Source organism: Pseudorhodoplanes sinuspersici (assembly GCF_002119765.1).
In the GTDB taxonomy this organism is placed as follows: Bacteria; Pseudomonadota; Alphaproteobacteria; order Rhizobiales; family Xanthobacteraceae; genus Pseudorhodoplanes; species Pseudorhodoplanes sinuspersici.
Genome location: NZ_CP021112.1, coordinates 4,787,976 through 4,805,119, shown reverse-complemented (window position 1 = coordinate 4,805,119; position 17,144 = coordinate 4,787,976). Strand labels below are relative to the sequence as shown.

The 17,144-nt window shown below is 59.4% G+C and carries 19 protein-coding genes and 1 tRNA gene; 18 read left to right on the top strand and 2 right to left on the bottom strand.

All coding sequences use genetic code 11. From position 1 onward, the window contains the following. Positions 1-382: 382 nt before the first annotated feature. The 12 genes from CAK95_RS30520 (at position 383) to CAK95_RS23350 (ending at position 10,296) form a co-directional block, all read left to right on the top strand. Entirely contained in the window at positions 383-1,561 is a 1,179-nt protein-coding gene (locus CAK95_RS30520; protein ID WP_086090104.1) for a tyrosine-type recombinase/integrase, read from the top strand. Between the two features lie 352 nt (positions 1,562-1,913). Next, positions 1,914-2,201, top strand: coding sequence for a hypothetical protein (locus CAK95_RS23395; RefSeq protein ID WP_086090103.1), 288 nt, complete (start codon positions 1,914-1,916; stop codon positions 2,199-2,201). Next, on the top strand, positions 2,198-2,356 hold the full coding sequence (locus CAK95_RS29365; RefSeq protein WP_157699714.1) for a hypothetical protein: 159 nt from the start codon (positions 2,198-2,200) through the stop codon (positions 2,354-2,356). The genes CAK95_RS23395 and CAK95_RS29365 overlap by 4 nt, the downstream gene beginning before the upstream one ends. Before the next feature lie 131 nt (positions 2,357-2,487). Next, a complete protein-coding gene (locus tag CAK95_RS23390) occupies positions 2,488-3,888 on the top strand; it encodes an AAA family ATPase (protein WP_086090102.1) in 1,401 nt (466 codons plus the stop codon). Positions 3,889-4,132: 244 nt separating this feature from the next. Further along, on the top strand, positions 4,133-4,381 hold the full coding sequence (locus CAK95_RS23385) for a hypothetical protein (protein ID WP_086090101.1): 249 nt from the start codon (positions 4,133-4,135) through the stop codon (positions 4,379-4,381). A gap of 89 nt (positions 4,382-4,470) precedes the next feature. Beyond that, positions 4,471-4,815 carry a head-tail joining protein gene (locus tag CAK95_RS23380; protein WP_086090100.1) on the top strand — a complete coding sequence of 115 codons (345 nt, stop codon included), beginning with the start codon at positions 4,471-4,473 and terminating at the stop codon, positions 4,813-4,815. A gap of 193 nt (positions 4,816-5,008) precedes the next feature. Further along, positions 5,009-6,463 (top strand): terminase large subunit domain-containing protein, encoded by a 1,455-nt coding sequence (locus CAK95_RS23375; RefSeq protein ID WP_245303503.1) that lies wholly within the window; start codon positions 5,009-5,011, stop codon positions 6,461-6,463. After that, positions 6,454-6,795: an HNH endonuclease gene (locus tag CAK95_RS30515; protein ID WP_086090099.1), complete on the top strand. Its 342-nt coding sequence runs from the start codon at positions 6,454-6,456 to the stop codon at positions 6,793-6,795. Before CAK95_RS23375 ends, CAK95_RS30515 begins: the two co-directional genes overlap by 10 nt. Then, positions 6,780-8,033, top strand: a complete 1,254-nt coding sequence (locus CAK95_RS23365; protein WP_086090098.1) for a phage major capsid protein — start codon at positions 6,780-6,782, stop codon at positions 8,031-8,033. The genes CAK95_RS30515 and CAK95_RS23365 overlap by 16 nt, the downstream gene beginning before the upstream one ends. Beyond that, positions 8,033-8,701, top strand: a complete 669-nt coding sequence (locus CAK95_RS23360) for an HK97 family phage prohead protease (protein WP_198343756.1) — start codon at positions 8,033-8,035, stop codon at positions 8,699-8,701. The genes CAK95_RS23365 and CAK95_RS23360 overlap by 1 nt, the downstream gene beginning before the upstream one ends. A 1-nt stretch (position 8,702) precedes the next feature. After that, positions 8,703-9,239, top strand: coding sequence for a hypothetical protein (locus CAK95_RS23355; protein WP_086090097.1), 537 nt, complete (start codon positions 8,703-8,705; stop codon positions 9,237-9,239). Continuing rightward, entirely contained in the window at positions 9,232-10,296 is a 1,065-nt protein-coding gene (locus CAK95_RS23350) for a phage portal protein (protein WP_086090096.1), read from the top strand. The genes CAK95_RS23355 and CAK95_RS23350 overlap by 8 nt, the downstream gene beginning before the upstream one ends. A gap of 71 nt (positions 10,297-10,367) precedes the next feature. Here CAK95_RS23350 and CAK95_RS29655 read toward each other — a convergent pair whose 3' ends face one another. Beyond that, positions 10,368-10,517, bottom strand: coding sequence for a hypothetical protein (locus tag CAK95_RS29655; protein WP_183044172.1), 150 nt, complete (start codon positions 10,515-10,517; stop codon positions 10,368-10,370). 92 nt (positions 10,518-10,609) lie between these two features. On the opposite strand from CAK95_RS29655, the gene CAK95_RS23345 reads away from it, so the two are divergent. After that, positions 10,610-11,173, top strand: coding sequence for a hypothetical protein (locus CAK95_RS23345; protein ID WP_086090095.1), 564 nt, complete (start codon positions 10,610-10,612; stop codon positions 11,171-11,173). Positions 11,174-11,216: 43 nt separating this feature from the next. Here the strand turns inward: CAK95_RS23345 and CAK95_RS23340 are convergent. Beyond that, positions 11,217-11,306: transfer RNA gene (locus tag CAK95_RS23340), tRNA-Ser, on the bottom strand. A gap of 176 nt (positions 11,307-11,482) precedes the next feature. On the opposite strand from CAK95_RS23340, the gene CAK95_RS23335 reads away from it, so the two are divergent. The 5 genes from CAK95_RS23335 (at position 11,483) to metG (ending at position 17,123) form a co-directional block, all read left to right on the top strand. Further along, positions 11,483-12,349: a septal ring lytic transglycosylase RlpA family protein gene (locus tag CAK95_RS23335; protein WP_086090094.1), complete on the top strand. Its 867-nt coding sequence runs from the start codon at positions 11,483-11,485 to the stop codon at positions 12,347-12,349. A 77-nt stretch (positions 12,350-12,426) separates the two neighbouring features. Further along, positions 12,427-13,722: a D-alanyl-D-alanine carboxypeptidase family protein gene (locus CAK95_RS23330; RefSeq protein WP_086090093.1), complete on the top strand. Its 1,296-nt coding sequence runs from the start codon at positions 12,427-12,429 to the stop codon at positions 13,720-13,722. A gap of 26 nt (positions 13,723-13,748) precedes the next feature. Then, positions 13,749-14,417, top strand: coding sequence for a dTMP kinase (gene tmk, locus CAK95_RS23325; RefSeq protein ID WP_086090092.1), 669 nt, complete (start codon positions 13,749-13,751; stop codon positions 14,415-14,417). Then, positions 14,414-15,442: a DNA polymerase III subunit delta' gene (locus CAK95_RS23320; RefSeq protein ID WP_086090091.1), complete on the top strand. Its 1,029-nt coding sequence runs from the start codon at positions 14,414-14,416 to the stop codon at positions 15,440-15,442. The genes tmk and CAK95_RS23320 overlap by 4 nt, the downstream gene beginning before the upstream one ends. Positions 15,443-15,563: 121 nt before the next feature. Then, complete coding sequence (metG, locus tag CAK95_RS23315) at positions 15,564-17,123, top strand: methionine--tRNA ligase (RefSeq protein WP_086090090.1); 1,560 nt, start codon at positions 15,564-15,566, stop codon at positions 17,121-17,123. The last annotated feature ends 21 nt before the right edge of the window (positions 17,124-17,144 follow it).

Below are 17,144 nucleotides of genomic sequence, written 5' to 3'. Positions count from 1 at the left end.
GCGGGACCGGGTAGGGGGCGTTGACGTGAGTCAAGCGCCGATGTGTGGTCCCTGCGGCCTATTCCTGTGGGCGGTAGACGAGCGAAAGCTGCCTGGCGCTCTCTCTGAAAGCGGTCTCACCCTCGAAGGTTGAGAGCAGGCAAGAGTGGGCATACGACGCTGTCTACGCTGCCGATTGAGTATCGCACAAATCGGCGGGGCTGGCGGAAGGGGTGTCATCATAACCGGTGTCTTTTGATGTCTTCCGGCGTCCATCAATGAAACCTATCTGATTGATTCAACAGATAATAATACATCGCTCCGTCCACCACCGTGCTTGCGTGAGCGCCCGTATCCACGCTACAAACTAGGGCCGTAACTAGGGCCGGGAGTTAGGCGGACGGTGGGGACTCGAACTCTTCATAGATTAAGCCCGAACGCCGTTCGGACCCAAACTAAGCCCGGCCGCCACGCTGACGGGGGCGGGCTGTATCTTTCGATTTCCAGCTATGGTCGGCGCCGGTGGGTGTTCATGTTTGCGCGCGGAACGAAGCAGAGCGAAATCGGCCTCGGCGGCGCGCGAGACGTGACCCTGGCTAAGGCCCGCGAAATTGCCGCCGCAATGCGGGCCGCGCTGCGCGATGGCAAGGATCCGCGATCGGTTCGGCGGGTAGCTTCACCGGTGACATTTGGTGAATTCGCCGACGACCATATCGAACACAAGGTGGCGCCGAGCCTGCGGAATGCGAAGCATCTGGATCAGTGGCGGATGACGCTGCGGGAATACGCCAAGCCGATGCGGGGCAGGCCGATCGACGCCATCGACACGGACGATGTGCTCGGCGTGCTCAAGCCGATCTGGACCAGCAAAAACGAAACCGCCGTTCGTCTGCGCGGCCGGATCGAGGCAATCCTTGACGCCGCAAAGGCGAAAGGGCTGCGCTCCGGCGAAAATCCGGCTCGCTGGCGTGGTCACCTAGACCACCTGCTACCCAAGCGCCAGAAACTGACCCGCGGTCATCACGCGGCGCTGCCGTTCGCTGACATACCGACATTCATGGCCGACCTTCGGAGCAGGGAAGGCGTGGCGGCGCTGGCGCTGGAATTCGCGATCCTGACCGCCGCCCGTTCGGGCGAGGTGCGCGGAGCGCGTTGGGACGAATTCGATTTTGACAAAGCGATTTGGACGGTGCCGCCTGAGAGAATGAAAGCGGGCATTGTGCATCGGGTGCCATTATCGCGTCGTGCGGTGGCAATTGTTCAGAAGCTTCAAGAGGCTAAAACGAGCGAATTCGTCTTTCCTGGTCGCAACGGCAAGACACCAATGTCCGATATGACGTTGACGGCCGTGTTAAAGCGCATGAAGTGCGCCATCACTGCGCATGGATTCCGTTCGAGTTTTCGCGATTGGTGCGGTGAGGCGACAAATTTTCCACGCGAGATTGCGGAAGCAGCATTGGCTCACACGAACAAGAATGAAGTCGAAGCCGCTTATCGACGCGGCGACGCATTGGAAAAGCGACGCGAGTTAATGACCGCTTGGACAAATTACTGCGAGAAAGATTCCGTTAACGTCCACTAGCGCACGTCAGCTTGCGCGGGGACAGCGAACATGCTACAAAGGGAAATCTGAAGGATTCCGGAAACGGAGTTTTTGTTTGAGGTGCTTCTGCGGTGATCCGCGGCGGCGCCTTTTTTTGTACCCGCACCCTGCTTCGACCTTGACTGGTCGCAGCGGGGTTTTTTGTTGGAGGTTACGACATGAAGTCCCAAAGCATTGAGGAATGGTGCAAAGCCCACGGCCTCTCGCGTTCGTTCTTTTACGCATTGCAGGCACGTGGTGAAGCACCGCGGGCGTTCAAAGTTGGACGCTGTGTTCGCATCAGCGCCCAGGCAAATGAGGAATGGGTACGTGCTCGCGAAGGAGTCGCAGCATGACCAGTATTCGGGTTGTCGGCATCCGATCCCGCAAGGTCAGGGAATGGCAAAACGGCGATAAGCTTCTTTGTCACTTCGACTGCGAAATCGGACTCGTGGGAATTGACGAGTGTTTGCTGATCCGAAAGGCGAAGGGCGATTTGGTCGTCTCGGCACCGAAGATCGACACATTCGGCGATGGCAGACGGCTGGTCCATTTTCTCGATGGGGACATTCCCAAGCAATTGGCGGTGGCGGCTTATTCGAAATTTCTGGCCATGGGCGGGCAGGAGGTGGCGGCATGACGAAAGCCGATTTGGACAACCTTATGGCCATTCTTAACGACGCAAAGGTTGCTCGCAAAAAAGCGGACGACGCCAACGCGACGTTGCGCCATCGACTGCACGAAATCGACGAGGCGTTGGCTCAAATCCAGCCGACAAGCAAACGCGACGAGTAACGAAAAACCGCCCGGCGAGGTGAACTCAGCCGAGCGGTTCTATTTCGATTGGGTGGTGCCATCGGAATAGCACACTCGCTGAATCTTTCAAGAAAAATCTCGTCGGGCTCCATCGACATTGGAGTCCATGAATGACTGCACTTGCAGAGATTATCGATTACGAAGCGCATCAGCAGAAGAGAGAACGCCACAAAATTCGCCAGGCGATCAGGCTTGAGGCAGAGGCGATTGAGGCTTGGTTCGACGCGCAGCCAGATCGCGAAAGTGACGTAACTTTCGCTCAATACGCCGCCAAAAAAGCGGAGTGGCGATCGAAGTACGGCCATCACTTCCCCTCGCTGTACGAGATTGATTGCGCTTGGCCGCATCATTGGATCAGCGTGTCCGAACAAGATGCATGGCAGTTCAAATATTCGAGAAAGGAAATTCCGTTGTCCGTCATCCCTTTTCCCGTTCCGGCAACGCAATCGGCCGAACAAGCGCTTCCGCTGACGTTCTTCGATGAATGCAGCACCCCGACGCCAAAGAAATGGCTGGTGAAGGGTGTCGTTGCGAAAGGCGAAAACTCCAGCGTGTTCGGCGCGCCTGGTTCGCTTAAATCCGCGATGCTGACTGATATTGCGGTCCACACGGCAGCGGGAAAGGACTGGCGCGGTTTCAAGCACAAGGAGCGCGCTGGCGTTGTCTATTTCGCCTTTGAACGTGCCGATCAGGTGCGACGCCGACTGTCGGCCTACGCGAAGCGAGACGGCATGTCTGGCTTGCCGATGGCGGTGACAGGGCAAATCGTTGACATGCTCAATCCGAGTTGCGTCGATATCATCGTGCAGACTGTCCGCGCGGCCGAGGCGCGGTTCGGCATGCCGGTCGGCGTGATCGTGATTGACACATGGTCAAAAGGTATCGCGGCCGGTGGCGGTGACGAGGACAAGGCGCGCGATCAGAACATTGTAGCGGCGAATCTTCGTCGGATCCATGAATTGCTGGACGTCCACATTGCCGGCGTCGGTCACAGCGGCAAGGACGAGACGCGGGGCGAGCGTGGCAGCAATGCCCGGCAGGGTGACGTTGACCTGCAAATCCACATCACCGGCGACGCTGTGAAAACGGCGACAGTCATCAAGGCGAACGATCAGCCCGAGGGAGCGCTTACGAGCTTTGCTGGCGAAGTTGTGAATCTGGGTGTCGATGAGGACGGCGACGCGGTTACGGCGTTCATCCTGTCGATGGCGGCTGTTGCAGCGCCGAAAGCTACGTCACGCCTCAGTGACCGGCAGGTGCTCGCACTGGACGCATTGAAAACAGCCATCAAAGAACATGGTCAGGCTGGTGCGGTTGCGGTCGATCGGTGGCGCGACGAATTATTCCGAATAGGGGTACTCGATATCGAGGCGAAGAATCCACGAGAGCCGTTTAGGCGACTGCGGGATGCGCTGGCAAGATCACAGCGAATTGCGGAAAGCGATGGCATGGTGAGGATTGGAATGCCGACGCTCGGACCTTCACCTCTTATTGGTCAATTACCAGGTTGACCCTGTCACACCGTCACACCCCTATAGGGTTGTGTGACGTGACGTGACGGCAAAGGGCGTGTCACATGTGACGCGGTGTGACGATGACGTGACGGTGTGACACCCTTGAATTTAATATCGTACAATCAACAATTGCTAATAAAATCAAAGGCTTATTTTGACTTATGGTAGAGCTAACGTATCATTGTCGTGCGCTGGCCAGATGCATCGAGCATGTCAATAGATAATCATATAGAGTGTGTTTATGGCATCCAGACTTGGCGAAATTATTCGAGAGAGCTACGGCTCTGATTTCGTCATCTTCGATCATGAAGATGATCTCGATCGTTTCACCTCTGCGATCGATGCGTTCTTCGCGGGCAAACTGGACGTAGTATCTTTGAGGGAAAAGCTATTCGAGCTTGGTGTCCCTGCTGATCAGATCCGACGCTTGCTCGCGGGCGAGCGCTTGCTCTCAGTTTCCGGACCTTCTCGATCAGAAACCACATATTAAGCTTTACGCTCTATCTTACCTGGTTACATAAACATCAACCCGCGTCTGGCTCACCCGCCGGCGCGGGTTTTTTATTGGGCCGGCAACCCTTGTCAGTATTCGACCTCGCACCCGAACTCGTCGATGCTCTGTATGCAGCAGGCATTCCCGGCGCTGCTGTTCTTACTGTGCAGACCATTGGTGGCACGGCGCTTGAACCGACTGTCATCGACACGCCGCACATCTGCGCTGCTTGGGTGGATGACTACGAGGCAAGCCAGGTCGATGGCACGAGCATTCTACGCAATGATCGCAAGGTCTATGTCGTTGCCTCGTCACTGAGCGTTACGCCTGTTGCTGGCAACACCATCACAATCAACGGCAGCACGTACACGGTCATCAATGTAGAGCGTGATCCCGCTGGCGCATGCTTCGTCCTGCAAGCGCGCACATGATGACCGCTATCTCCCTTCGTCCGTTTGCATTCTGCGCATCAGCCGCGCGCGCTGCGCGATTGCGGTCCCAATGCCCGGCTTTCGGGCGGGGAACCTGTACGGAGGGGTGGGGTTTCGCTGTCTCGCGCTCCGGTCCCGCATGACCGAAAAAGCCGTCAAATTCCTTCAGACCCTCAAGATTCCAGAAGGCCCCATGGCTGGAAAGCCGATGCGGCTGGCGCCTTTCCAAAAGCAATTTGTGATGGGCGCGCTGGCAAAGGACGTCAGTGTTGCGTGCCTATCGATCGGACGGGGTAATGCCAAGACGGCGCTTTCGGCCGGAGTAGGACTCGGTGCGCTGCTTGGCGCATGGGACGCACAGCCGAAACGCGAAATTCCGATTGCTGCGCGCACGCGCGACCAAGCCCGTATCTGTTTCAATTTCGTGCAGGGATTTGCGCAGTTCCTCCCTGAGAAAATCCAAAAGCAAATCACGTTCCGCCGGGCGCCACGCTTGGAGATTGAATTCGCTGGCGATGGTGGCGGCCATCTCATTCGCTGTCTGTCGTCCGACGCCAAGTCATCCTTGGGCGGTGCGCCGACACTGGCGATCTTGGACGAGCGCGGACATTGGGAGCGTGACAGCGGGGATGCGCTCGAACACGCTCTGCTGTCCGGCCTTGGAAAACGCGACGGTCGCGCGTTGATTATTTCGACGTCCGCCCCTGATGACGCGCACCCTTTCAGCAAGTGGCTTGATGAGGAACAAGAGGGCGTCTATCGGCAGGAGCATCGGCCGCCGCCGGGTCTGCCCGTCGACGATCTGGAGTCGCTGCTACTCGCCAATCCTGGCGCGATGCACGGTATCGGATCGTCGGTCGAATGGCTGCAAGCGCAGGCGCGTCGAGCAATTGCACGAGGCGGATCGAGCCTCACGACATTCCGACTCTACAACCGCAATGAACGAGTCAGCGCTGAAACGCGAGACGTATTGCTGACGGTCGACGAGTGGCTGAATTGTGAGACTGCCGATCTGCCTCCCCGTGAGGGCAGCGTGGTCATCGGCATCGATCTCGGCGGCAGCGCCAGCATGACGGCCGCGGCTTTTTACTGGCCGGCGACCGGACGGCTCGAATGCCTTGGAACATTCCCGTCACGCCCGAACCTCACCGACCGCGGCGCGGCTGACGGTGTTGGCGATCGTTACAACGAAATGCAGCGCCGCGGCGAACTGTCGGTACTCGGCGATGCGACGGTGCCGGTTGCACCGTGGCTTGGCGAAGTCATGCGGCATGTGCAAGGGGAGCCGATCGCCGGCCTGATTATGGATCGCTACAAGCAGTCCGAATTGGGGGAGGCTATCGATCGCGCGGGCATTCGCGTTCCGATCGTATGGCGCGGTTTCGGATTTAAGGACGGCAACGAGGATTGCGACCGCTTTAAACGTGCGTGTTTTGATGGTCAGGTGAAGTCGAAACCGTCGCTACTGTTACGCAGCGCATTTGCCGACGCGGTGACGCTCCGCGATCCCGCCAACAATATGAAAATGGCAAAGGCCCGTTCGACCGGTCGCATTGATGCGGCATCGGCGACGGTGCTCGCTGTTGCCGAAGGCGCTCGGATTTCCGGTCGCGGTCAGAAGAAAACACGCGAGGCGGTATGGCTTTGAACGAGTATTTTCGACACTCCGCTGCAGTCATTCGTGACAAGCGCTGGCCAGCCTTGCGCCTGGCTGCAAAGCGCCGCGACGGATTCAAATGTGTGAAGTGCAGCGCGGTCGGTCGCCTTGAAGTCGATCACATCAAGCCTGTGCGCACCGATCCCGAACTCGCGTTCGAATTGACCAATCTGCAGACGCTTTGCGTGCCGTGTCATTCCGCGAAAACGAAAATCGAATGCGGCTTCGGAAACGAAGTCTCACCCGCTCGCGCCGCGTGGCGCGATTTGCTCGCCACGATGGCGAAACCTCAACCCAAGGAGTCACTATGCTTGAGTCTGTAAAAATCTCGCGTCGTCAGTCGGAAATTCGGCAGGCGCTCGCGGGCCTAGTTGGCAAGTCGCAGCCAACCGAAGACGAAACCCGTTCGATGGAAACGCTCGACACCGAATATCGCGGCAATGAGACGCGCTATCGCGCTTCGCTTATCGTCGAAGATACGGAGCGTCGCGAGGCAGGCGCCGACCTGGAAACGCGATCAGACCGGGAATACGCCGAACTGATCGGCAAATTCGAGCTTCGGCAGGTTGCCTTGCACCTGGACGAAGGCCGCAAGATCGACGGTGCCACTGCGGAGATCGTCGAGGAACTTCGCTCACAGGGTGGCTATCGCGGAGTTCCGGTGCCGTGGCAGGCGCTCGAAAAGCGCGCTGGTGAAACCATCGCTTCGGGCACGCCGTCGCCGGTGACTACCGCACCGATTATCGATCGAATTTTCGCAGACTCCGCTGCGGTGCGTATGGGCGCAAGCATGGTCAACATTGGCCAAGGCAGCAACGAATACCCGATTGCATCGGGCAGCGTGACTGCCGGATGGGCCGATGGCGAGACTGCCAACGTACCGGGGCCGACCGTTTATTCGACCAGCGAGCGCATGCTCGCTCCGAATTCGACGCTCGGGATCCAGATGAAAATCACCCGCAAGACCTTGAAGCAGTCGGGCGATGGTCTGGAGCAGGCGGTGCGCCGTGACATGAACGGCGCGATTTCCGTTGCGCTGGACAAGGCGGTTTTCCTCGGCACCGGCGCAAACGGTCAGCCGAGCGGCGTGCTTGTCGGCTCATATGGCATCACCAGTACGGCTGTGACCGCGGCCGCATCGTGGTCCGCATTCCGTGCCGCTGTGACGCGCTTCCTTACGGCCAATGCAGCCAATGGTCCTGCTGCGGTGAAACTGCTTATTCGTCCGGAGGTGTGGTCCGACATGGATGACACCTTGATCGAGGGCACCGCTGTTTCCGAATGGGACCGACTGGTCAAGAACATTCCGGCCGGAAACATCGTCATGTCGTCGAACGCACTCGCTGCCGCGGCTGGTTCGCCGCTCGCAACCAAGGCGTTGCTGACGACGAGTGTAGGCGGCGTGGCTCCGATCTTTGTTGGCACATGGGGAGCGATCGATTTGATCCGCGACGTTTACAGCGACGCGGCGTCGGGCGGTCTCCGCCTTACTGCACTGGCGACAGCCGACGTCACAGTAAGCCGAGCTGTACAGCTCGAAATCCTGACCGGGATTCAGTGATGGAGACCGCCGACAATTTGATCGGCGAAATTGAGTTGCGCGCTGCCAAGGGGCGGCGCGTAATTCGAGGCCGATTTCCATACCGAAAGAAGGCTGTGCTTTCAGACGGCGGAAAACGCGGACGCCCGAAGAAAGAGCAGTTCATGCCGGGTGCGTTCTCGCATTCGCTTGATAGCGTCGAGCAAGATATCGCGCTGCTGGTCGGCCATTCGTTCGATCGTCCGCTTGCCAGCAAGAAAACCGGCACGCTGGTATTCAATGATACCAGCGAAGTGTTGACGTTCGACGCTACTGTTTTGCCAGAGATCGCGGACACGTCTTACGGCTCGGACATTCTGAAAATGATTTCCGCCGGGCTGTCTGTCGGATTGTCACCCGGCTTTCGTATTCCGCCGCCGTCCGCGGTGCCGTCGGACCAGGCTGAAAAGATCGAGGAAGAAGATCCACGGATAGGCCGCGCACTTATCCGGACGATTTTTGCAGCGATCTTGTTCGAACTTTCGATCGTGACCCGGCCTGCTTACGAAGAGGCGAATGTCTCCTCTGATGATGCAAATGTCTCTTTTGATGACTTTGGCAGCCCAATCGAGGCGGACAAGCGCAATTGGGAACAGACCGGATCCGGTCTGGTCGTGCCTGCGCACCCATTGCACCGATGGAGGCTGTGAAATGGCCACAACAATTCAGCAAATCGAAAGCGAGCCTGCGGAGTACCCGGACGCACCTTCGGGCCTTTCCGCTGCCGCCGAGGCACTTGCGTCGGCGATCGTTTGGGACCGGCTTGAATCCTGGTGCGCGCATCGGTGGGCGGAGCGGCCAGTGACCTGGGTCGTGGAAGGGCCGGGGGAGTGGGTGCCGCCGCTCACGCCGGCAACTATTAGCACCGTCCAAGTGTGGTCGCGGGCCGGGGAATGGGAGACCGTCACGCTCACGGCATCGCCGCTCGGCGGCTACTGCTTGCCTTGCAGCGGCCCTTACCAATTCACAGCAACGGTCGGTGCTGCTGACGTGCCTGCTACGGTAGCCGAAGCCTATCGCCGGCTGGCCGAATACATGGCCGCGAAACCCGGCAAGCCCGGCGCCACGTCCGAATCTGTCACGGCCGGATCAATTTCCATTGCCTCGCGGCGCTCCGAATCCTGGTTGGCCGGTGCAATCGCCAATTCGGGCGCTGCCGACCTGTTGAGGGCTTATCGTCATGTTTGAGTTTAAGTGGCTAAAGCGTTTTCAAAAAATCGAAAAGCGTAGTGCCGGCAGCGGCTTCACGGCTGAAATTATCCAGGCGCGCGAAGCTTACATATCCGGCCGGCGCGGTATCGCCGAACTGACAGCGACCGCACAATCGTGCGTCTCGCTATGGGAAAATGGCTTCACGCTGGCCGATGTCGACGGCACCGACATGCTCGATCGGCGGGCGCTGGCACTGCTCGGCCGGTCGCTGGCGCTTCGCGGGGAGTCGGTCTTCCTGATCCGCGACGACATGCTGGTGCCGTGCAGCGATTGGGATTTGCGGACCCGCTATGGGAGGCCGACCGCCTATCGCGTTTCCATTCCGGAAGCCGGCGGCGGCACGACCGAAACGGCGCTTGCTGGCGAGGTGCTGCACCTTCGGACCGGTGCGGATCCCGCCGCGCCTTATTACGGAACAGCGCCATTGAAGCGCGCCAATCTGACGGCCGGCATGTTAAACGCGGTCGAGTCCGCGCTCGCTGAGGTGTTCGAGAATGCGCCGATCGGTTCGCAAGTCGTGCCGATGCCGGAATCCCCGGATACGGACAATTCGAAATTAAGCCGTTCATTCCGTGGTCAACGGGGCAGGGTGCTGCTGCGCGAGAGCGTACAGGTGTCGGCCGCGGGCGGACCCGCTCCGGTATCGGATTGGAAGCCCGCGAGCCTGTCGCCGGACCTCGAAAAGTCGATGACCAAGGAAACGCTCGACGCGGCACGCGACACCGTGGCCATGGCGTTCGGTGTGCTGCCTGCGATGTTTTCCAGTGCGACGACCGGTCCGCTTATTCGGGAAGGTCAACGCCACCTTGCTCAATGGACACTGCAGCCGATCGGCGCGCTACTCGCCGAGGAAGCATCGGACAAACTCGGCGGTACCGTCACGATTGATCTCATGACGCCGCTGCAGGCGTTCGATGCTGGCGGATCGGCTCGTGCATTCGCAACGCTGATTCAAGGCCTGGCCATGGCCAAGGAAGCCGGCGTTGATCCGAAGCCGGCGTTGGCGCTGCTCGATTGGGCTGACAAAGAATAGAGATTGCGTCGGTCGTTCTCTCAGGAGCCGTCGCATGTGGGACCAGTCATCCGCAGGGTGGCTGGCTCTTTTTATTTCTTGTTGGGAGCCTGCGTTAGCGCACTGGCGGCAATCGTCTTAATTTCTTTGTTTGTTAGCTTGCTAGGAGTTTTGAGTCCCTTTGAGGCGATTGTCGCGACTTTGTTGCTGGTGGTTTCACCTTTGGACGGTTTCTTGGCCATGTTTCCCCTCAACTATTGAGTGTGGAAGCATATGACACCATTCTCGCCTCGCAAGTACTAAATCGCAGTCTTGAAGCTTTTTCGGAGGACAAATGAGCGACCCGCTGTCCGCCATAAAAACGAAGTTCACTATGGAGGAGATACTTTCAGAGGTCACATCGCAAAGTGATCGGGGCGCTGCCATCATTGGAGGCGCGATTCTAGAAGAACTACTCACTGTCGCATTGGCTCACAGATTAATTTTGGATCCAGTCGTGCAGAAGCGAGTTTTTGGAACAGGGGGGTTCTGCGAGACTTTTGCGTCGAAGATTGATTTGGCCTTAGCCGTTGGGTTGATGCCGTTTGACGCGCACCATGACCTTCACATAATCCGCAAGGTTAGAAACAAGTTCGCGCACTCAATAGACCCGCTCACTTTTGAAGACCAGCAGATCAAAGATTGGCTCAACAATCTCCGAATAACCAAGGGAGCGGGTGGGCCCCGCGGTCAGTACCTACTCACGATGACACGTCATGCGAGCGTGTTCATTGTGTTCTCGACGTACAAGAACCTCCGGCTAAATCCCGCCGTTAGCGACCCCGATTTTCCGGCACATTTCTCTCACGAATTTAGAGATTGGGAGCCTAGGGCCGAGCCTGGGGCCGGTTCAGATTGAAATTATAAATATTTATATATATCAAATAGTTGCAACAAATTTCTGGCGGAAGGGGTGGGATTCGAACCCACGGTACCCTTGCGGGCACGCCGGTTTTCAAGACCGGTGCCTTAAACCACTCGGCCACCCTTCCGTTGCGGCTTCAATGGGGGATGCTCGCGACCATTGCAAGCGTCACGGCAGAGGTCATCCCAACCTGATAACAATACCATATTAACCAACTGATCATGCGGACCATTTGCGTGTCGCGCGGGTCACGCTATGGTGAATCGCGGGCAGGGGATGCCTGGGACGTGATTTGGGGACGGAATGCCGTCAATTCGGGGGAAGAGCGCGGTTCGCGCGGTCGCTGCTGTCGCAGCCTGTCTGTTGCTGGCCAACTGCGCCGCCTCGGACAAATTCGCCCGCAAAGTCGACCCGAAATATGGAGTTTCCGCCAGCCCGCGCGTTGTGCAGCTCGGCGAGCGCGCGCCGAAGGGCGGCGGCGTCTATCGCGTCGGCAAGCCTTATGTCGTGGCCGGACGCACCTATAATCCGGAAGAAAATACCAACTACAAGGCCGAGGGTCTTGCATCCTGGTACGGCACGGATTTCCACGGCCGACTCACCGCCAATGGCGAAGTTTTCGATATGGAATCGATCACCGCCGCGCATCCGACGCTGCCGCTGCCGTCCTATGTTCGCGTCACAAATCTGGCGAACAAGAAATCGCTGGTCGTACGCGTGAACGATCGCGGGCCGTTCCATGGTAATCGCGTGCTCGATGTCTCACACAAGAGCGCGCAACTTCTCGGCTTCAAAGGAGCCGGCGTGGCGCGGGTGAAGGTCGAGTATATCGGCCGCGCGGCGCTTGAAGGCTCCGATGATTCGCGCCTGATGGCGACCCTGCGTCAGGGCGAGCCGGCGCCAACGCCGATTCTTGTGGCATCAGCCGGACGAACCGGGCTCAACCTGCCGGAAGCGCGTGGCGGTATTAGCGGTCCGGTCCCGGTTCCGGCTGGCCGACCCTACAATCTGGGGGATGCGTCCTCCGCATCCCTGACCGATGTGACAGCCGCAGAGCGCCGCCAGACGTATCAAGCGGTTGCGGATAGGCCGCGTGGGGCGGTTTCCGGTTCCGCATCGCTGCGCTATGATAGCCCTGTCGGATACGTGAGCGGCCGCGGCCTTTACTAGCAATCCCGCCTGACAATCCGATCGTCGCTTGGGGGCGTCGTTTGCGCGGGGTCCGCGCCGGGAATGTTGTCGGTCCGATGAATCTGAAATCGCTCGTTCAAGGCGCGCTCGATCAATTGGAGCGCGATGTCGTCCGAAAACCGTTTCGCATTTTTCGGTATCGTGCTCTCGCGACGTTGGTTGCCGTGTCGCTCGTCGGCAGCGCGCTCAGTCCTTTGCAGGCGGCGCCCGCCTCGATGGCCGGCGGCAAGACCAAGGATGAGGGCGGTTTCCAGACCGCGGCGCCGTACGCGATCCTGATCGAGGCGGAAAGCGGCACCGTCCTGTTCGAGAAGAGCGCGGACACGCTGGTCGCGCCAGCCAGCCTTGCCAAGCTGATGACCGCCGAGACGGTGTTCAACGAGATCAGGGAAGGCAACGTCAAGCTCGACGAGGAATATGTCGTCAGCGAGCACGCATGGCGCAAAGGCGGGGCGCCCTCCGGCGGCTCGACGATGTTTGCGCCGATCCATAGCCGCATCAAGGTCTCGGACCTCTTGCAGGGAGCTATCATCCAGTCCGGCAATGACGCCTGCATTGCACTCGCCGAAGGGATCGCCGGTAACGAGGAAAACTTCGCGCGGATGATGAATGCGCGGGCGCGCGAGCTTGGGCTGACGCAATCGAACTTTACCAATCCGACCGGGCTGCCCGATCCAGACCAGCGCGTCACCGTGCGAGAACTGGCGAGGCTCGCCCGCCACATCGTTGCGACCTATCCCGAATTTTATAAGTGGTACAGCGAGAGGGATTTCACCTGGAACAAGATCCGGCAGTCGAACCGCAATCCGCTGCTGGCGATGAATATCGGCGCCGATGGTCTGAAGACCGGTTTCACAAAAGAATCCGGTTACGGTCTTGTTGGTTCGGCCGTGCAGAACAACATGCGCCTGATCGTCGCCGTGAACGGCCTCAAGACCGCGAACGAGCGCGCGGACGAAGCACGCAAGCTTTTGAATTTTGGTTTCAATGGATTTGAGTCGCGTCTCTTGTTCGCCGAAGGCCAGAAGATCGGCGACGCGCGTGTGTTCGGCGGCGAACAGCGTTACGTTCCGCTCGAAGCCGCAGGCAAAATACCGGTTCGGATATTGGTGCCGAAGAACAGTACCGAGCGGATCATTGCGCGCGTCGTCTATCAGGGGCCGCTGCGGGTGCCGGTCGAGCAGGGGGCCAAGGTTGGAACGCTCAAGGTCTGGCGCGGCGACAATGTTGCGCTGGAGGTTCCGCTGCAGACCGCTGAAAGCGTGATGCAGGGCCCGATCCATCGTCGTGCGGTGGATTCGGTCACTGAAATCTTCGGCGGCTGGTTTCGGGCCGGCCTGAAAAAGCTATAACGCCGCCTGCAACAAACGAGAGCTTCATGCGCGGCAGGTTCATCACCTTTGAAGGTGGCGAGGGCACCGGCAAATCGACACAGGCAAAGCGCCTGGCCGAGCGCCTGAAGACGCTCGGCATCGCCTCGATCCTGACCCGCGAACCCGGCGGTTCGACCGTCGCCGAGATCATTCGCCATGTCCTATTGTCGGGTGCCGCAAAGCCGCTCGGTGCCGAGGCCGAAACGATGCTGTTCGCCGCCGCCCGCGACGATCATTTGACGCAAACGATTCGTCCGGCGCTTGAACGCGGCGAGTGGGTCGTCTGCGACCGCTTTTCGGATTCGACGCGTGTTTACCAAGGCGTGCTGGGGCAGGTTGATTCCCGACTGATCAAGCGGCTGGAGAAGATCACGGTTGGCGACACAAAGCCCGATCTGACATTCGTTCTTGATGTGCCGGCCACAATCGGTCTGGCTCGTGCCAAATCGCGGCGTGGCAATGCGGAGAGCGATCGCTTCGAAAGCGAGGATCTCGCATTCCACGAGCGTCTGCGTGAAGCCTTTCGACAGCTCGCGAGCAGCGAACCGGATCGCTGCGTCCTGGTTGATGCCGGCCGCCCGCAGGACACGGTCGCCGATGACATCTGGGCTGCGGTGTCGCGCAAGCTCGATCCGGCCACAACGCCGCTTTCGATCGAGGATCTCGGCCAGTGAAAAGCGTTGCCGGTGCAGCGGATGAGGATGGTATCAGCCATCCGCGCGAGACCTCGGTTCTGTTCGGGCATAGCGAAGCAGAGCAGACGCTGCTCGATGCCTATCGATCCGGGCGCATTCCGCACGCCTGGCTGATCGGCGGCCTGCAGGGGATCGGCAAGGCGACACTGGCCTTTCGCATGGCCCGTTTCGTGCTAGCGCATCCCGATCCGGCGGCACCTGTGGTTCAAGAGGCAAGATCGCTTGCTGTCTCACCAGACAATCCAACGGCAGGATTAATCACGGCGCAGTCGCATCCCGATCTGCTGGTTTTGGAGCGTACGGTCGGCGACACCGGTAAACTGCGCAGCATCATCCGCGTCGAGGATGCGCGCAAGGTCGCGATGTTTCTCGGCTCGACTGCAGGCTTTGGCGGCTGGCGTGTTGTGATTGTCGATGCGGTCGACGATCTCAATGCCGAAAGTGCCAATGCGCTGCTTAAGGGCCTTGAGGAACCGCCGTCACGGTCGCTGTTTCTTCTTGTCAGTCACGCGCCTGGCTCCGTCCTGCCGACCATCCGCTCGCGCTGTCATCGGCTGATGCTGCGTTCGCTCGCGACCAGCGATCTGCGTCAGGCGCTGGCGCAGACGACGGGAGAGAGTGTCGAGCCTGATGTGATCGAGGCGGCCGAGGGCAGTGTCGGCCGCGCCTTGTCACTGCTGGATGGCCCGGCTTTCAAGTTGCGTCGGCAGACTGCGGCACTGCTGGAGCGGTTGCCGGTCACCGACCCGCGCGAGCTGCACGCCTTGGCCGACGCGCTGGCGATCAGCGACCTGCGCGCTTTCGAAGTGGCGCTCGATGCCATCAACGACTGGATGACGGCGCGTTTGAACATCGTTCAGCATGACAAGGCAAAGGCTGCGCGCCTCGCCGATGTCTGGCAGGAGATCAATAGCGTTGCGCGCACCACCGATATCTACAATCTTGACCGCAAGCCCTTGATTTTCCGGGCCTTCGCCCGTCTTGCCGAGGCCGCTCGCGACTGATAGCCCTGTCGGCCGATCCTGCCCGCGCTACTCGGTTCCGGTTGCGCCGGGTTTCCGATCCGGGCAAGCGGACTTAAATCTTGAATCTTGCCAACCCCATAGACCAGATTGAACGCATCCGATGCCGGCCAAGCCCAGCTATTACCTGACCACTGCGATTTCCTACCCCAATGGCGTACCGCATATCGGCCACGCCTATGAGGCGATTGCGACCGACGCGATCGCCCGCTTCATGCGACTCGACGGCTACGACGTCTATTTCCTGACCGGCACCGACGAGCACGGCCAGAAGATCCAGCAGACGGCCACGAAAGAGGGGATGAGTGCGCAGGATCTTGTCGATCGCAATGCGCAGCGCTTCCGCGAAATGGTCGAGCGCATGAATTGCTCGAACGATGACTTCATCCGGACCACGGAGGATCGCCACCACAAGGCTTCGATGGCGATCTGGGAGCGGATGGAGAAGGCGGGCGACATCTATCTGTCGAAATATGCCGGCTGGTATTCGGTTCGTGACGAGGCCTATTACGCCGAGAACGAAACCCATGTGAACGAGCACAAGGTGCGGCTCGCGACCAAATCTGGCACACCGGTCGAATGGGTCGAGGAGGAGAGCTATTTCTTCAAGTTGTCCGCCTATCAGGACAAGCTGCTCGACCTTTACGCCCAACACCCGGACTTCGTTTTGCCGAAGGAACGCCTCAACGAAGTGGCAAGCTTCGTGCGCGGTGGCCTGCAGGACTTATCGATCTCGCGCACGACCTTCGACTGGGGCATCCGCGTCCCGGGCAACGACAAGCACATCATGTATGTGTGGGTCGATGCGCTGACGAATTATATCACCGCCATCGGCTTTCCTGACGACAATGAGATGTTCAACCGATACTGGCCGGCGAATCTGCACGTGATCGGCAAGGACATCGTGCGTTTTCATGCGGTCTATTGGCCGGCTTTCCTGATGTCGGCGGGACTTGCCGTGCCGCATCGCATCTTCAGCCACGGCTTCCTGTTCAACCGCGGTGAGAAGATGTCGAAGTCGGTCGGCAATGTCGTCGATCCCTTCGCGATGGCCGACGAATATGGCGTCGATCAGTTCCGTTATTTTTTCCTGCGCGAGATTCCGTTCGGCCAGGATGGCAATTACAGCCATGAGGCGATCGTCAACCGCATCAATGCGGAGCTTGCCAACGATCTCGGCAATCTCGCGCAGCGCTCGCTGAGCATGATCGGCAAACAGCTCGGCGGCGTGCTGCCTAACCCCGGTGCTTTTTCGGATAACGACAAGGCAATCCTTGCATCCGCCGATGCGATGATCGACGGCGCACGCGAGGCGATGAAGACGCAACAGCTGCATCAGGTGCTGACTCAGGTCTGGGCCGTGGTTGCCGACGCCAATCGCTATTTCGCGGGCGAGGCGCCGTGGGCGCTGGCGAAGACTGACCCGGCACGGCAGGCGACCGTGCTGTATGTCACCGCCGAAGTGATCCGCCAGATTGCAATTCTGGCGCAGCCCTTCATGCCGGTTTCGTCCGGCAAGTTTCTCGACCTGCTTGGCGTGCCGCCAGACGAACGCGACTTCTCTCGGCTCGGTGGCGCACATCGTCTCGCGGGCGGCACGATGCTGCCGGCGCCGACGCCAGTGTTTCCGCGTTATGTCGAGCCGGAAGCGGATAAGGCCTGACAGAGGTGACGGAGCGCTTCT

What these genes read in the sequence shown, in the direction of transcription:
- CAK95_RS23395 (WP_086090103.1), top strand. Translation starts at nt 1,914, where the DNA reads ATGACCAGTATTCGGGTTGTCGGCATCCGATCCCGCAAGGTCAGGGAA.
- CAK95_RS29365 (WP_157699714.1), top strand. Translation starts at nt 2,198, where the DNA reads ATGACGAAAGCCGATTTGGACAACCTTATGGCCATTCTTAACGACGCA.
- CAK95_RS23390 (WP_086090102.1), top strand. Translation starts at nt 2,488, where the DNA reads ATGACTGCACTTGCAGAGATTATCGATTACGAAGCGCATCAGCAGAAG.
- CAK95_RS23385 (WP_086090101.1), top strand. Translation starts at nt 4,133, where the DNA reads ATGGCATCCAGACTTGGCGAAATTATTCGAGAGAGCTACGGCTCTGAT.
- CAK95_RS23375 (WP_245303503.1), top strand. Translation starts at nt 5,009, where the DNA reads ATGGCTGGAAAGCCGATGCGGCTGGCGCCTTTCCAAAAGCAATTTGTG.
- CAK95_RS30515 (WP_086090099.1), top strand. Translation starts at nt 6,454, where the DNA reads ATGGCTTTGAACGAGTATTTTCGACACTCCGCTGCAGTCATTCGTGAC.
- CAK95_RS23365 (WP_086090098.1), top strand. Translation starts at nt 6,780, where the DNA reads ATGCTTGAGTCTGTAAAAATCTCGCGTCGTCAGTCGGAAATTCGGCAG.
- CAK95_RS23360 (WP_198343756.1), top strand. Translation starts at nt 8,033, where the DNA reads ATGGAGACCGCCGACAATTTGATCGGCGAAATTGAGTTGCGCGCTGCC.
- CAK95_RS23355 (WP_086090097.1), top strand. Translation starts at nt 8,703, where the DNA reads ATGGCCACAACAATTCAGCAAATCGAAAGCGAGCCTGCGGAGTACCCG.
- CAK95_RS23350 (WP_086090096.1), top strand. Translation starts at nt 9,232, where the DNA reads ATGTTTGAGTTTAAGTGGCTAAAGCGTTTTCAAAAAATCGAAAAGCGT.
- CAK95_RS29655 (WP_183044172.1), bottom strand. Translation starts at nt 10,517, where the DNA reads ATGGCCAAGAAACCGTCCAAAGGTGAAACCACCAGCAACAAAGTCGCG.
- CAK95_RS23345 (WP_086090095.1), top strand. Translation starts at nt 10,610, where the DNA reads ATGAGCGACCCGCTGTCCGCCATAAAAACGAAGTTCACTATGGAGGAG.
- CAK95_RS23335 (WP_086090094.1), top strand. Translation starts at nt 11,483, where the DNA reads ATGCCGTCAATTCGGGGGAAGAGCGCGGTTCGCGCGGTCGCTGCTGTC.
- CAK95_RS23330 (WP_086090093.1), top strand. Translation starts at nt 12,427, where the DNA reads ATGAATCTGAAATCGCTCGTTCAAGGCGCGCTCGATCAATTGGAGCGC.
- tmk (WP_086090092.1), top strand. Translation starts at nt 13,749, where the DNA reads ATGCGCGGCAGGTTCATCACCTTTGAAGGTGGCGAGGGCACCGGCAAA.
- metG (WP_086090090.1), top strand. Translation starts at nt 15,564, where the DNA reads ATGCCGGCCAAGCCCAGCTATTACCTGACCACTGCGATTTCCTACCCC.